The 14780-nt window shown below is 52.5% G+C and carries 11 protein-coding genes and 3 riboswitches; of the genes, 2 read left to right on the forward strand and 9 right to left on the reverse strand.

Annotated features, from left to right (window positions below; translation table 11 throughout):
* Window positions 1-42: 42 nt before the first annotated feature.
* The 4 genes from kdpB to AC0YOA_RS19885 form a co-directional block, all read right to left on the reverse strand.
* Window positions 43-2076 (reverse strand): potassium-transporting ATPase subunit KdpB, encoded by a 2034-nt coding sequence (gene kdpB, locus AC0YOA_RS19870; protein ID WP_475788070.1) that lies wholly within the window; start codon window positions 2074-2076, stop codon window positions 43-45.
* Window positions 2077-2097: 21 nt separating this feature from the next.
* A complete protein-coding gene (gene kdpA, locus AC0YOA_RS19875; RefSeq protein WP_475788071.1) occupies window positions 2098-3777 on the reverse strand; it encodes a potassium-transporting ATPase subunit KdpA in 1680 nt (559 codons plus the stop codon).
* A gap of 40 nt (window positions 3778-3817) precedes the next feature.
* Window positions 3818-3895 carry a K(+)-transporting ATPase subunit F gene (gene kdpF, locus AC0YOA_RS19880; RefSeq protein WP_379114309.1) on the reverse strand — a complete coding sequence of 26 codons (78 nt, stop codon included), beginning with the start codon at window positions 3893-3895 and terminating at the stop codon, window positions 3818-3820.
* Between the two features lie 120 nt (window positions 3896-4015).
* A complete protein-coding gene (locus AC0YOA_RS19885; protein WP_210044839.1) occupies window positions 4016-4426 on the reverse strand; it encodes a hypothetical protein in 411 nt (136 codons plus the stop codon).
* A 116-nt stretch (window positions 4427-4542) separates the two neighbouring features.
* A riboswitch (cyclic di-AMP (ydaO/yuaA leader) is annotated at window positions 4543-4727 on the reverse strand.
* A gap of 91 nt (window positions 4728-4818) precedes the next feature.
* Window positions 4819-5016, reverse strand: a riboswitch (cyclic di-AMP (ydaO/yuaA leader).
* 399 nt (window positions 5017-5415) lie between these two features.
* A riboswitch (cyclic di-AMP (ydaO/yuaA leader) is annotated at window positions 5416-5580 on the forward strand.
* Window positions 5581-5587: 7 nt separating this feature from the next.
* Between AC0YOA_RS19885 and AC0YOA_RS19890 the strand changes: the two genes are divergently transcribed.
* Window positions 5588-6016, forward strand: coding sequence for a hypothetical protein (locus tag AC0YOA_RS19890; protein WP_475788072.1), 429 nt, complete (start codon window positions 5588-5590; stop codon window positions 6014-6016).
* 262 nt (window positions 6017-6278) lie between these two features.
* Here AC0YOA_RS19890 and AC0YOA_RS19895 read toward each other — a convergent pair whose 3' ends face one another.
* Window positions 6279-6809, reverse strand: a complete 531-nt coding sequence (locus AC0YOA_RS19895; RefSeq protein WP_475788073.1) for a chromate transporter — start codon at window positions 6807-6809, stop codon at window positions 6279-6281.
* A 33-nt stretch (window positions 6810-6842) separates the two neighbouring features.
* Window positions 6843-7478 carry a chromate transporter gene (locus AC0YOA_RS19900; RefSeq protein WP_475788074.1) on the reverse strand — a complete coding sequence of 212 codons (636 nt, stop codon included), beginning with the start codon at window positions 7476-7478 and terminating at the stop codon, window positions 6843-6845.
* Between the two features lie 289 nt (window positions 7479-7767).
* Between AC0YOA_RS19900 and AC0YOA_RS19905 the strand changes: the two genes are divergently transcribed.
* Window positions 7768-8970, forward strand: coding sequence for an ROK family protein (locus AC0YOA_RS19905; RefSeq protein WP_475788075.1), 1203 nt, complete (start codon window positions 7768-7770; stop codon window positions 8968-8970).
* Window positions 8971-9115: 145 nt separating this feature from the next.
* Here AC0YOA_RS19905 and AC0YOA_RS19910 read toward each other — a convergent pair whose 3' ends face one another.
* The 3 genes from AC0YOA_RS19910 to AC0YOA_RS19920 all read right to left on the reverse strand — a co-directional run bounded on the left by AC0YOA_RS19910 (window position 9116) and on the right by AC0YOA_RS19920 (window position 14749).
* Entirely contained in the window at window positions 9116-10660 is a 1545-nt protein-coding gene (locus tag AC0YOA_RS19910) for a sulfatase (RefSeq protein ID WP_475788076.1), read from the reverse strand.
* A gap of 29 nt (window positions 10661-10689) precedes the next feature.
* Window positions 10690-13065, reverse strand: a complete 2376-nt coding sequence (locus tag AC0YOA_RS19915) for a helix-turn-helix domain-containing protein (RefSeq protein WP_475788077.1) — start codon at window positions 13063-13065, stop codon at window positions 10690-10692.
* 160 nt (window positions 13066-13225) lie between these two features.
* On the reverse strand, window positions 13226-14749 hold the full coding sequence (locus tag AC0YOA_RS19920; protein WP_475788078.1) for an extracellular solute-binding protein: 1524 nt from the start codon (window positions 14747-14749) through the stop codon (window positions 13226-13228).
* Window positions 14750-14780: the final 31 nt, after the last annotated feature.

Here is a 14780-nt window from a genome sequence, read left to right on the forward strand (position 1 = left end):
GATTCCTTCTTTCCATTTGAGTTTATAGCCTTGCGCCGTTCGTCAGATCCATACATGGACGATCAAATCAATCAATTTAATACCGATGAACGGAGCAATTATTCCGCCCAATCCATAGATGAACAGGTTGCGGCTGAGCAGACGCGAAGCGCTCATCGGACGGTAAGCGACCCCTTTCATGGCCAGCGGGATGAGCAGCGGGATGATGATCGCATTGAAGATCAAGGCCGACAATACCGCCGACAGCGGCGAACCCAGCCGCATCACGTTCAAAGCATCCATCTCCGGTATGGCCAGCATGAACATTGCTGGAATAATAGCGAAATATTTGGCAACGTCATTGGCAATACTGAACGTAGTCAATGCTCCGCGGGTCATCAGCAGCTGCTTCCCGATTGCCACCACTTCAATAATCTTCGAAGGGTCGGAGTCGAGATCGACCATATTTGCCGCTTCCTTGGCGGCTGTCGTGCCGCTGTTCATCGCAAGTCCGACATCCGCCTGCGCAAGCGCCGGAGCGTCATTCGTGCCGTCGCCTGTCATGGCAACCAGCTTGCCTTCGGCCTGCTCGCGGCGGATAACGGCAATCTTGTCTTCAGGCGTGCTCTCGGCGATGAAATCGTCGACGCCCGCTTCTCTGGCAATCGTAGCCGCCGTCAAGGGGTTATCCCCCGTACACATGATCGTCCTGATGCCCATTGCCCGAAGCTGGTCGAAGCGTTCCCGCATACCGGGCTTCACGGTATCCTTCAAATAAATCAATCCGAAGATCTCTTTGTCTACCGCTACGGCCAGCGGCGTACCGCCCTCGGAAGAGATCCGGTCCGACTGCGTACCCAGATCCGCCGGAATAGCGCCTCCCTGGGCCAGCACCCATTTACGGATCGCGTCGACTGCGCCTTTGCGCACGATGCGGCCATCCTTCAGATCAATGCCGCTCATCCGGGTTTCCGCTTTGAATTCCACAAAGCTTCCGCCTTCGCCAAGCGCGGCATCGTACGTTTTGCCGTTCTTCTTCATCCATTCCAGTACGGAGCGCCCTTCCGGCGTTTCATCCTGTACAGAGGTGATCGCCGCCCAGGCAGCCGTCTCGTTCACATTCGCCCTGCCCACCGGGACGATTTCGCTGGCCATCCGGTTTCCGAAGGTGATCGTCCCTGTTTTATCCAAAATCATCGTATTGATGTCCCCTGCGGCTTCCACCGCTTTACCGGACATCGCCAGTACATTAAACTGCGTGACCCGGTCCATGCCGGCGATGCCGATCGCCGACAGCAGTCCCCCGATTGTCGTCGGTATGAGACAGACGAGCAAAGCGATGAGAACCGGAATTTCCAGATCGACATCCACGTAGGAAGCAATCGGTCCAAGCGTTACGACTACAATCAGAAAAATAAGCGTCAAGCTGATCAGCAGCGTATTCAAGGCAATTTCATTCGGCGTTTTCTGCCGCTTCGCCCCTTCGACGAGCGCGATCATCCGGTCGATGAACGTTTCGCCGGGATCGCTTGTGATCCGTGCCTTGATGCGGTCGCTGACAACCCTTGTTCCGCCGGTGACGGAGTTGAAGTCGCCGCCGGCCTCCTTGATGACGGGTGCGGATTCGCCTGTAATCGCCGATTCATCGACAGATGCGAGACCCTCGATGACTTCGCCGTCACCGGGAATCATCTCCCCCTGCGAGACAATGACGATATCCCCTTTGCGAAGCTCGGTGGAAGGAACGACTTTGATGCCGCCGCCTACGACCTTGTTGGCCATAATTTCCTGCTTCGTTTTCTTGAGCGAATCAGCCTGCGCCTTGCCCCGGCCCTCAGCCAAAGCCTCTGCGAAGTTGGCGAACAGCACCGTGAACAGCAGGATTACAAACACGGTCAAATTGAAGCCGATGCGGTCCCTTGAGTCGAAATATCCCGGGAATATCGTCATCAGCAGCACGATGACGGTGCCGACTTCAACGACAAACATGACAGGATTCTTGATCATGGCTGCGGGATTCAGCTTGATTACGCTGGCTTTTAGCGCCTGGGCGACAAGATCGCCAGAAAACATGCTTTTTTTACGATTTCCATTCATTCTCGGCTCACCCCATTTCCTTTAACGAATTGTCAAATACTCGGCGATCGGGCCCATAACGATAACTGGCAGGAAGGTCAGCGCGCCAATCAGAATGACAGTCCCGATCAATAAGAATGTGAACAGCGCATTGTCCGTGCGGAACGTTCCGATCGTCTCCGGCACCCATTGCTTGCGGGTCAGCGACCCGGCAACGGCCAGCAGCGCAATCATCGAAATATACCTTCCGAAGAACATGACAAGGCCCGTGGTAATATTCCAGAACGGCGTATTATCTGCGAGTCCCTCAAATCCGGAGCCGTTGTTAGCCGCGGATGAGGTGTATTCATACAGCACCTGCGAGATGCCGTGGAAGCCAGGATTCGTAATGGCCCCTTTTCCAAGATCGGTCAGGAAGGCAATGGCCGTCGGTGCAAGAATGATAAACGGATGCGCCAGAATAGCGATCGCGATCAGCTTCATCTCCCGCGGTTCAATCTTCCTGCCGAGAAACTCCGGCGTTCGCCCGACCATCAGACCGCAGATGAAAACGGCAAGAATGGCATACATCAGCATATTGACCAGCCCTACGCCTTTACCGCCGAATACGACGTTAAGCATCATCTCTGCAAGCGGTACAAGACCGCCTATCGGTGTGAGCGTATCGTGCATGTTATTGACCGATCCCGTTGTCGCCGCCGTCGTAACCGCTGTGAACAAGGACGATTGGGCAATCCCGAAGCGTACTTCTTTACCTTCCATGCTGCCCTGTGAAGCATCAATGCCAAGCCCGTTCATGACAGGATTCCCGCTTTTCTCAGCCGAATAGACGACAGAGAGGAATACAAGGAACAGGATCATCATGGCCGAGAAAATAACCCAGCCCTGCTTGCGGCTTTTTGCGAACCTGCCGTACATGAAAGGCAGAGCCGCAGCCAGCATCCACATCGACAAAATCTCGATGACATTCGTAAGTGGTCTCGGGTTCTCGAACGGATGCGCCGAGTTGACGCCGAAGAACCCGCCTCCGTTGGTGCCCAGATGCTTGATCGATTCCAATGAAGCTACAGGTCCGATTGCGATCTGCTGGGTCGCGCCTTCCAGAGTGGTTACGGACAAGGTGGGATCAAGCGTCTGCGGCACCTGCAGGCCGACCAGCACCAGGGTGACGATAATCGCCAGCGGGAAAAAGACCCGCGTGTGCGCTTTGACGAAGTCCTCGAAGAAGTTACCTACCGTTTTGCCTTTGCTTGTGATTCCCCTCACGAATGCGACTGCAACCGAGAAGCCGGTCGCCGCCGACGTGAACATCATCATCATGATGACCGCCATTTGCGTGAAATACGACAGCCCGCTTTCACCGCTGTAATGCTGCAGGTTCGTATTGGTCATGAAGCTGATTATCGTATTCATGATGAGCGTGGGCTCCATATCGCCGATTCCGTTCGGATTTAGCGGCAGCCCGCTCTGCACCCGAAGCAGCACATAGCTGATGGCTACGAATATGAAGTTGATGGTAACAAAGCTGATGGCGTACTTCTTCCAGCTCATCCCTGCCCTGTTCTTCAGCCCCATGATCATAAAAATCACTTTCTCCACCGGACCGAACACCTTGTCTGTGCGGTTAGGTTCATTCGAGAATACATGATACAAATAATTCCCGAGCGGTTTGGCGATCAGCATCAGAACGCCGATCACAATAATAATTTGCAATATGTCCATAGCCGTTCCTCCTTGGGGCTTAATCGACTCTCAAGCTCATTTAAAATTTCTCCGGATGAAGCAGGGCATACACCAGGTAGATCAGCAACGCGCCTGTAAAAATCAATACCAGCGTCATAAGCGTTCTCCCTCCGTCTCGTCGATCGATTTGTCGCACCAGACCAAGAATCCAGCGATAACAAGGAAAGAGGCGATCAAAGTCAAAATCATCCATACATCCAACATAACAGCACTCCCTTTATGGTTGATCATTCAGGCGGCTGAGCAAGAACCCGACATCTCCGGATTGCGTGCGCACAATATAGGCAGCCCCGAGCTTTTTATAAATAACCTCGGGATGCCATACCGTCGTAATAACGGTAATCTCCTGGCAGGACCAGTTGGCCATGAGCTGCAGATACTGACAGCTGAGCGGCAGGCTCGACTCAAAAATATAAACGCGTCCGATCGAAAATTGGGGAGCCGCTCCCGCTTTGCTGCGGGTCGTGTTCACTCGGATAATTTCATTAACGCCCAGTTCCCGCAGCAGCTTTTCTTCCCTCCTATTATTCGTGAGGGCAACCACAGGCTGCTGTTTGTAGAGCAGCAGCCGTACGAATTTTCTCCCTGCCTCAGTCGATGCAGCCACCAATATGGGCCGTTGTTCCATACTTTTCTCCTCCAAATTCAGGGAAGAAGGCAACAAAAAAGAAGCCTTAGGAAAAGAGTAACCTTTACCTGCGGCTTCTTTGACCATGACAAACGTCCTGATCGCTCGCGATAAGTGTTGCCTCTCCCGGTACGCTTACGAGGTTAGCTGTCGGATTCGGGCATGAGAGTAGCCCTACGCCCGGCATTTTGGAATGCCGGATGATTCACCCCGTGACCGTCGCCTTCGTCCCGATGGACGAGGACGGTCGTTGGTTCCCCCGTTACTGCAGCTGCTGCGCAATATTCAGCGAATGAAACAAAACAAGATTTATACAAAAATCTATACAACAAAAAACCGCAGAGGCACGTGACGCTCTGCGGTCGAATTTAATCGATCACTTCGTTCACCATTCCTCTCTCCACCTGCGCTTACGAGGTTAGCTGTCGGATTCGGGCGGTGAGAGTCGCCCTACGCTGCATGAGTTTCATGACACTCCTGCAACGATTCACCCCTGCGCTGTACGATCCGACTCTCACATCGGATACCAACAACGCCTCTATGGTTCCCCCGCTTTCCACCCGAAGGCGGAAACTCAGCGATCAAAAAAATGGATATATGCTGTTAAGCACGATATGAATCATACTCCCAGCCGTACGGCGTGTAAAGCATGTCCAGAACAGCTATGGGCACAAATAACGCCGCTGGACATATTTTCAAGCGCTTTCAGAGGATCAATGCTTCTTTATGCTCTGTATATCGCGGTATTTCGCCGTTTTTCTTTATCTCCGCTTAAAATGAAACCCGGCCCTTCGGTAGCTTATATGAAGAATGGAGCAGCGTATTAGCAACATGAAGAGGGAACGAGCAATTGCGCAAAATGACTGGTTTTAGCCGCTTATTTTCACTTTAAATGAAAAATATGGCGTTATGAAGTGTTTATCAGGCTGCGGATCGTTTTACAGAAGAAAAGGAACGGAATATGATAAATGGCAAGCCTGATTACGGCTATCATTTATTCGCTGAGTGCTTCCAAAGGAAGCAGCGGGGGAACCATGTGAGCGTCTGGGACTTCTGGCGTTCAAGGGGTGAATCCGGATGCCTGACGGCTCTGGAAGGGCGGCTCTCTCGTCCGAATCCGACAGCTAACCTCGTAAGCGAAAAAAGGGAGAGAATTTAAAGATGTCTGTTCAAACCGTTGACCCACTGCCCAAAGCTGACCCGCTGCCTGAACCGGAACTCCGCCTGCAGATCGTTCAAGTCAAAAGGATGGAACTGTTTATTGTGGCCCTCAATGAAAACAAAATGACCCGTTATCAGGTCATCCTGTTTCTGACCACAAACGCCGGACAGGCATGGAGCGATATGGTGCTGGAAAATTGGCAAAAGCCCGCGGACTGGATTACATGGTCCAACCGTTTCCGGGACATTCTGGATTCCAGGGAGCCTCATAATCTCGGTTGGTTATTGCAGCATTATCATGAAGATACCATTCAAAGTGTACTGGTCTCCTCAGCTCTGGAGCAGTTGAAAGGCAATCCCGGTCATAATCAGTCAGCGATAAAAACCGTATTGTTTGACCGTGCATCTTCTTATATTAGTTTGTTCTAGCATTCAAACCTCTTTTTATATTGTAGGGAAGCCCGGAGAGTTTCTGTGCTCTTCGGGCTTATTTTCTATGCCCTAAGGTCAGAGGATTCCTAAGGAGTATGGACCGGGCCGCTTGTCGATCAAGCCATCCAGAATAACGTGTACAAAAACACATAATTATGGCGTACAGCAGCATAATAAATCGTATAAATAACTCCCGTGCGGATAAAATCAAAAAAAAGCATCGTCCGCCCTAACAAGCAGCAGCGATACTTTAAATGAATTAGAACAATATAATTCCGGCGGCCCCGGCAGCCAAGATGACCATAATGGGATGGAGTTTATATTTCAGTAGGAGATATAAGCATCCGGCGCAGATCAGGAGCGTGCAGACCGTCACCCAGGTGAAGCCCGTCTCGCCGTCCGGAAACCCGAAATGGATGGCAGCGAATACTATCAATCCCGTAATAACGGGCCGTAATCCATAAAATGAGGATTTTACCCACTGATTATGCTGCAGCCGGAAGAAAAAAGCCGCCATCAGCACAACCACGGTGAGAGACGGAAGCACCATCCCCAAAGTAGAGGCGACGGCTCCCAGGATGCCGGCTGATTTGTAGCCGATCAAGGTGGCCGTGTTGGTAGCAATCGGACCGGGCGCCATGCCCGCCAGCGACACGGCTTGCTGAAAATCGCCGCCCGTCATCCACTGATGAGCCGATACCTCGAATTGAATCATGGGGATCACCGCGTAACCGCCGCCGAAGGAAACCAGACCTATTTTCAAAAATGTGATAAACAGCCCCCAAATCATTCCTTCATCCCTCCCTTCTAAACCATGTCGCTCTTAGATGTAATATTCAAGGTAAACCGGCTCCGGCTTCTGAGCTTCCGAGGACGTTTTCTCCGTATTCGTCTTAAGTCCCATCAATCTCTTCATCTGTATAAGCACAATCCCTCCCAGCAGTCCGCAAACAATGATATACAAGGGATTGATATTCGCGAACAGAAACATAAGTGCAGCAATCGATACGAATGCCGTCGCAGCGTCAAAAACGGATGTTTTGAGCATTCTGTAGGCGGCCATGAGGATGAGCGCGACGACGGCGCCATGTATTCCCTTCAAAGCCGCCTCGACCTTCGGATTATCGTTAAAATATAAATAGAACAGGCTGAGTATAATAACGATCAGAAAAGTAGGGAACGTCACGCCCATAACGGCCGCGACCGCTCCCGGGAAGCCGGCCTTCCGAAAGCCCACGAAAGCCGCCGCGTTGACGCCGACCCCGCCCGGAGCAGAACCGGCAAGGGATATCATATCGGTCATGTCCGCCTTGTCGATCCATTTCTTCCTTCCGACGATCTCACGCTCAATGACCGGCATCATGGCATAACCGCCACCGAAAGTCGATGGTCCAATCCGAAAAAATACCCAAAACAGCTGTAGGAGGATTCCCAGTCGTTCTTTCCAAGCCTGCGCCATTGTTTTACCCTCTTTCAATCGCTTTTCTCTATTTTATCACATTTATTTCATTTTGGATTTATCTAATCGGTAAATGGGTTATAAATTCATTTTATAGCTAATTAAAGGTTTATTTAATAGGTATCTCTTAGCTTCAATTTGCAAAATTCCGATTATTCAGCTTCATTTAATCCATTATGGGTTAAAGTTAGGCGGGCGAATTGGGCTGCGATAGCGGAAGGCAATCTATTCGGGTATAATCAGAATTATACATTTACGATTACAATACTTGTGTAAGTAGGGATTAACGATGAAGAACAAACCCGAGAGAGCTGTTCCTTCGCATAAAAAGCTTATTTACACAGAGGTGGCCGAGCGGGGGACCGTTTCCAAGGCGGATTTATTAACGTCGAGCAAGCTTACAAGCAGCACGTTAACACGTTTATTGGATGATATGGTGGCGGAAGGGCTGATTCAGGAAACCGGACGGGGTCCTTCCAATGGCGGAAGGCGGCCCATTCTTTATCAAATCAGACCGGATTACGGCTATATTTTCGGGCTGGATATTTCCAGGATATCCTCGACACTCGGCTTATTCGACATGCAGATGAACCCGAAGTCGCTCGTCCGCTGGCGGATGGATGAGGCCATGACACCGGAGAGAACGGTCGAATACGTGGCCCGTCTCATGCAGGATATCATGAGGGATCACCAGATCGGGCCCAATCAAATCCTAGGCATGGGCATCGGTGCTGTCGGGCCCCTGGACCGGACTAACGGCATGATTCTAAGCCCGCTTTATTTTCCGGCCAGAGGCTGGACCCAGGTTCCGATCTGCCGGATGTTCGAGCAGGCAGCCGGGATCAGGAGCACGCTTGAGAACGGGGCGAATATGGCCCTGGTTGGCGAGCAGTGGTCGATGCGCCATGAGAATGTCCAGCATGCTCTTTATATCCACGCCGGCGTGAGCCTGCGTTCGGCTATGATGTCTTATGGCCGGATCGTCCATGGAACAGTCGATATGGAAGGATCGATCGGGCAAATGATTATTCAAACGGACGGGCCCAGACTTCACCCCTCCGGAAATTATGGGGCTCTTGAAGCATTGGCCTCCGTGCAGGCTCTGGAGAAGCAAGCCAGAGCCAGGGCGAAAATGGGCGATGATGCGCTCCTGCAGCAATACCGGATCACACCTGAACAGCTAAACTTCGACATCCTGGTGCAGGCCTTGTCATCCGACAACCCTTCCGTCCGGGAAATGTTCCACCAATCCGCCGTTTATTTTGGCGTGGGACTTGCCAATCTGATTAATATTTTTCTTCCGGAGCAGGTCATCCTGGGCGGCGCTCTGATTAATTCCAACCCCATGTATTATCAGACCGCGACGGAGATTGCCGTGCAAAACACGTATAATTATCCAGCCTATGAGCCCCGGTTCTCGAAAGGCCAGCTGAAGGAGGATGCGGTTGTTACCGGGGCCGCCCTGATCGTAAGGAACAGTATGGAGCTGTAAGGATCAGTGAGCAAAACGAAAGGCCCTAAGAATAGTTCCCCGGGCCTTTCAGGATTTTTTATAATAGGCTGTCCGGTTAGTCCGGCACCTCGTATCCATGATGGCTTTCTTTCGAGCACTTTCCCCGACCGCAAGCCCAGCTCCTTTACGCTGTTCCTCCAGATTCTGCGTCCTGCCGTCTTCTCCGCTCTTTCTCCCGGCTTACGTCCTCCGCTGTAACGATTCCGTCCAATGGTATCCCTAACCGTTCGAACTGCTCAGGCGGTGCGTCATTGTCCCTCATCAGTCCGGCCAGCAATCCAATCATTCGCACTTCGACCTCCGGATCGTCCATAACCGACTCCTGCTTCGGGTCTTGAGTCAGATCAAACAACAGATCTCCATATTGGTAAGGATTGACGAATGTATGGCCCGGAATTTTCATCACTTTACACTCCTTGGTAAAGGAGAATGGCGCGCGAAGCTCCAGCCCTTCGAATTCTCCGGGGGCAAACATCCGGTTCATATGGGTCGGCATCAGCGTATACTCGTACAGCGGCCGGTTGCCGGCATCCTTCGGCCCTCTCATATATACATACCGCCCGTCCGTGCAATTGACATGGCCGCCATGGATCCCGAACAGTGCCGCTTCCCGGATTGCACTGCCCTGAACGACTGCCGCATTGATCGGCTTCCCCTGCATGTCCGCCGGCAGGTCGGCGCCGAAGAAGTCAAGCAGCGTCGCAGGCAGATCGATCGTCTGCACCAGCGCATCGGAACGCCGGTTATGTTGTCCGCTTCTGGGGTCCCACAAGAACAGCGGAATATTCACGATTTCGTTATAGAACGGTTGAATATTTTTCCCCCACCACTGGTGCTCCCCGAGCAGGAAGCCATGGTCCGTATTGACGATCAGCAGCGTATCTTCCCATAGATGGAGACGATCGAACATGTCCAGCACCCTGCCCAGATGCGCATCGCACATGCTGACCAGCGCGGCATACTCGAAGATAGCGTGCTGCACCTCCTCCGGCTGCTCCTTGACCCTCCCGTAATCCGGCCAGTCAAAATGCTTGCCGATCGGGGAGTGGGGATACAAATCCTTGTACTTCTGCTGCGTAAAATAAGGCTCATGCGGATCGAACGCTTCGATTTGCAGGAACCAGCGGTCCTGATCGTGATTCCGCTCCATAAACTCGATGCCCCGGTCGACCGTAACCGCGAGCGGCTGCTTCTCTTCGGCATCCAGATACTGGCGGTTGACCCAGTCCTGCCGCCATAAATCGCCGGTCCGCCCGCTCAGGCTCTCCGGAATTTCCGGATTCTTCACATGCCCTTTCCAGGGGTCTCCCTCCTGCCCCCGCGCATACTCCCAGGTGTTATAACGGGTATGGTAGGTGGCGCCTCCATCCTCGAAATAATGCGTATGGTCGGTTGTGAGATGGGTATATACCCCGCTCTTCCTCAAGCACTCGATCATCGAATCATCGAAAGGCTCAAGCGGTCCCCAGCTTCTGTGCAGGAAGCTGCAGCGGCCTGTCTGCAAATCCCTTCTTGCCGGCATACACGGAAGACTTCCCGAGTAGCACCGGTCGAACGTAACGGAGTGCTCGGCCAGTCTTTGGAAATTCGGCGTATGAACCCAATCGCATCCATACGGGGCCAGCATATGCCGGTTCAATGAGTCAAACATCAACATGACGGCTTTCATATCAGGAATGCCTCCTTTTGATCAAGAGGTTACAGCTTGGGCCTATGCCCCTCATCCAGCATCATTTCCCTGTACCGGCTAGGGGTAATGCCCTCGCTCTTCTTGAAAATGCGGTTGAAGTAGGTCGGCTGATAGCCGACCAGCTCCGCGATATCGTTGATTTTGCAGTCTGTTTCGAGGAGCAGCTGCTTCGACTTGTTAAGACGGACGTCGGTTACATAGGTCACAAAGTTGATGCCGGTTATCTTCTTGAAGGCTTTGCTCAGCGTAAGCGGAGTCAGCTCATGCTCATCCGCCAGCATGTCCAGCGAGAGATCCGCATTGCCATACCGGCTGTGGATCGTCTCCACAATCCGCTCAATCGTCAACTTCAAGCGGCTGTCCTGATCCTCGGATTCCTGTCTGATTCTCCGGATGTACGGGCTGATGACCCGCTCTCTGAGCAGAGCTGCGATCTCTGAGGTTTCAATGCCTCTGTCCAGCTCCTCCTGGAGACTGAAGGGCTCTGTTTCAAAAGGGTTGTAGCCTGCCTTCAGCATTCCGAATCTAAGGTTGCCCAGCAGCTGCAGAAGCCCTTGCTGAAACAGATATTCCTTCGTCGTATTGGCCTCCAGCTCGCTGCAGAACGTCTCCAGAACCTGGGCGGCCAGCTTCTCGTCCAAATTGCGGATGGCCTGCATCAGCTCTGATTCTGCTGCAAAAGGGTAGCGTATCCCATCGTTTAGCTGCGGCATAAAGTCCTCCGCTTGAATGACCTGCTTGGAATCGTATAAATTCCGATAGCGGACAAGCCGGTTCACTTCCTCCCATGCCTGCGGGATTTCGGTCACGGTCTCTATCGGACGGCTGATGCATAACGTAGTGGGCATCTGCAGAAATTGGTAAATGATATCCACCAGCCTCTCGGCAAGAAGCTGCAAATCGTTTCTTCTGTTATCGGGAGATTCATCCGGCGGATATTCCAGAATGACGCCAATAGAGAGATCGTGAAGATTGATAACCTCGCTCCGAAGTTCGCGGTCCTTGAGCACTTCCTCCACCATGTTCACGGCTGCGAACGAGATGAGCTCCTGATCCCCTTTATGAAACCGCTCCTTGGACTGCGGCGATCCTGTCATCTGAATACCAAGAACCGCATACCCTGGCCGCTCTGTGTTCCAGCCGAAAAGCTGCATCCTCTCCTTCAGCTCATCAGGCCTGGATAATTGAAAATGGCCCTGCAGCAGCTGAAGCAGGAAGCCTTCCTTCATCACCGGAAGCTGCTTCTGAAGACGATCCTCCAGCGCGCGGCTCTGGAAGTTCAAATGCTTCCACTGCTCCGTAATAAACTCAACCTCATCCGCCGTTTCGCTTCCAGGAGAGAGATGAATCCCGAACATTTTGTTTAAGGTATGAATGGGCTGATACAGCTTGCGGGACACCAGGAAAGCAACCGCAATAGCCAGCAGCAGCCCCGCCCCGCCGAATAAATAAACGAAATTGGAGGCTGCCACAACGGGAGAATTGATTTTCTCAAGCGAATCGACGCTCGCATAGGTCCAATATTTGCCCAGCCGCTTGAATACCGTGTAAGTGACGGAATACATGCTCCGGTCCGCTTCATAAATCAGAGAGCCGCCGGCCTTCCCGCTGCCGCCGATACGCTCTATCAACCCGCTTTGCAGCTGCAGCGATTGGGCCTTCTCCGTGGAGCTGCCAATCGGCTGCCCCGAATCGTCGAACAGGAACGCGGCGCTGTTCTCGTCCAATGTCGAGCCGCTTAGCATCCGGGAAACCTGGTCCCGGTTCACCTGTACAAGCAGAGCGCCGAACGGTTCGACGTCGCTGCTCGCCGGCAATTGATAGACAAGCGTAAGCGTCTCTTTTCCCGCGCCGGTATTCGCTGCCGGGAGAAACCCCGGAAGCCAGAAGGCTGTTTGCGGATTATTCAATAATTCATGGAACCGCAGCTTGTCGTCATCCCCCAGGGCCAAGGTTCCACTGCTGTCCGAATATACGACGCCTGGACGATCCAAATAAATATCCGCCTGCTCGATTAACGGATTGGACTCCTTCAGGAGCAACAGATTCGTATAGATACTGCGGATGAACTCGTAATCGTATTGCGTCTCCAGGTTCTTAAGCTTCAGTCCGAACTCCGGATTGAATGCCCACTGCGTGGCGGCTTTCTCCAGAAACGACAGTGAATCGTCCAAGCGCTCCGCAGTCTGGGCTACCTGGTGCTGACGGGAGGAGAGCACAATTTTCTCCATCTGCCGGGTGCCGATCCACTTCACGCCGCTGCCCACAGCGATGGTGGGAAGGCAGATTGCCAATAGAACAAGGACGAGGCTTCTCCGGTAAAACCGTTTGCGAAACAGCGATGATATACGGAACGAATGAAAGGCGGCCTTCCAATTTTTCAAGTGCGATCTCTCCATTTTTTCGGCTCAAGCTAACGCCATTCTATCACCAAATCTCTGAACCAACCATGACCGCCAAGAAGAAACTGCGACGTCCTTTGGTGTCTCCAAGGCTGAAAATTGTCCTGCCCCGTCCCGTGAAGCTGTTTCGCAAAGGCAGTGCCTAGCTGCTTTGTCTCTTCTGATAATCTTCATTAAATTCGCTGATGATTTGCTGATACTGGGGATCTGCCTTCAGATCGGCTGCATATTTGTCCCAAGCTTCAATGGATTCGCGGCCCAGGATGACTTTTACTTTCATATCCTGCGTGCGCTTGTCGTAATCGGCTCCGACCTTGTTGTACGTATCGGAGTTCAGACCGACGGACGGATTGGCCATGCCATCCTTGGCCTGCTCGTCGATGATGGACATATTGCGCTTCAGGAAATCCTCCGGAATACCGGTCTGGTATGCGAAGGCGTACTTGTCGATGCTTTGGAAAATCGGGAAAATGACGCCGGTGTATTCTTTTGCTTTCTCCGTAAACAGGTACATGCCGTCCTTGACATTATAATGCTCGCCTTCAATCCCGAAGTTCGCCATGACGCTGCCTTCCTCTGTAGCTCCGTAATCCATGAAAGCCAGAATCTGCTTCATCTTCGCTTCCGGCACGGTCTTCGGAATGACCCAGAAGCCATATGCGCCGCTGCCCTTCGGAGCGAATTTCCCCTTGGGGCCTTCCAGATAAGGCAGGTACAATAGATCCGCTTGCGGATTGGCCGCGCGCATTTGACCGGTAAGCAGCCAGGTCGGCTTGATCGCATCGGCGAATATTCCCGCTTTATTGGTCGTGATGCTTTCCCTTACCTGTGTATTCTTCAGCGTCGGGAAGTCAGCAGCCAGCAGGCCCTCCTTGTACACTTTGTTCAGCCACAGGAGAGCATCTCGCGTTCCCTGCTCGAACGTCGTATCGATCAGCTTGCCGCCTTGATCCTTCCACTTGCCATAGTTCCCGTTCATGACATTCTCTACCCATGACAGGCTGCCCATATCCGTCTGCGACACGTTGGCGGTCAGTCCTACCGTATCGTTCTTCCCGTTGCCGTCAGGATCCTTCTCCGTGATCGCTTTCATGACATTGTACATGTCATCCAAGGTTTTGGGCGGCTGGAGGCCCAGCTTATCGAGCCAGTCTTTGCGGACAATCGGCATTCCCTCCGTGCCGAAGAGCGGACGGACGAACGGGATTCCGTAATAGTTGCCGTTCAGGCTCGTGTTCTTCCAGCTGTCCTCCGGGAAGGCGCTCAAATTCTTGTAATCCTTCAAATAAGGCGTAAGATCCCAGAAAGCGCCCTGCTCGGCCATTTTCCTGACCTGTGCCTGATAGGGACTGCGGAGCAGCATCAATTCCGGCATGTCGCCCGATGCCAACGTCACATTCGTCTTGTCGGTAAAGTTGTTGGACGATACCCATGTAATGTTCAGCTTCGTATTCGTTTTCTTCTCGATTTCCTGACGGATCGGATCCTGGTCGCTTGGCGGCTCCGGACTGAAATAGTCCGACATAATGCTGATTTCGACCGGCTTGCTGCTGCCTTCCCCGTTTGCTGCCTGGTTCTCCTGATTTCCGTTCTGACCGCAAGCAGCCAGTAATAATGCCATGATGATTACACATGAGAGCATTGTGATCCTGCTCTTTCCTGCCATGGATGACTCCTCCTCTATTGTTTCTATTGTA

This window comes from Paenibacillus sp. JT22N12 (assembly GCF_056269365.1).

Bases quoted from the DNA above. Each gene is read 5' to 3' on its own strand.
- kdpB (WP_475788070.1), bottom strand. From the start codon at position 2,076: ATGAATGGAAATCGTAAAAAAAGCATGTTTTCTGGCGATCTTGTCGCC.
- AC0YOA_RS19895 (WP_475788073.1), bottom strand. From the start codon at position 6,809: ATGATTTGGGGGCTGTTTATCACATTTTTGAAAATAGGTCTGGTTTCC.
- kdpF (WP_379114309.1), bottom strand. From the start codon at position 3,895: ATGACGCTGGTATTGATTTTTACAGGCGCGTTGCTGATCTACCTGGTG.
- AC0YOA_RS19900 (WP_475788074.1), bottom strand. From the start codon at position 7,478: ATGGCGCAGGCTTGGAAAGAACGACTGGGAATCCTCCTACAGCTGTTT.
- AC0YOA_RS19885 (WP_210044839.1), bottom strand. From the start codon at position 4,426: ATGGAACAACGGCCCATATTGGTGGCTGCATCGACTGAGGCAGGGAGA.
- kdpA (WP_475788071.1), bottom strand. From the start codon at position 3,777: ATGGACATATTGCAAATTATTATTGTGATCGGCGTTCTGATGCTGATC.
- AC0YOA_RS19905 (WP_475788075.1), top strand. From the start codon at position 7,768: ATGAAGAACAAACCCGAGAGAGCTGTTCCTTCGCATAAAAAGCTTATT.
- AC0YOA_RS19890 (WP_475788072.1), top strand. From the start codon at position 5,588: ATGTCTGTTCAAACCGTTGACCCACTGCCCAAAGCTGACCCGCTGCCT.
- AC0YOA_RS19920 (WP_475788078.1), bottom strand. From the start codon at position 14,749: ATGGCAGGAAAGAGCAGGATCACAATGCTCTCATGTGTAATCATCATG.
- AC0YOA_RS19910 (WP_475788076.1), bottom strand. From the start codon at position 10,660: ATGAAAGCCGTCATGTTGATGTTTGACTCATTGAACCGGCATATGCTG.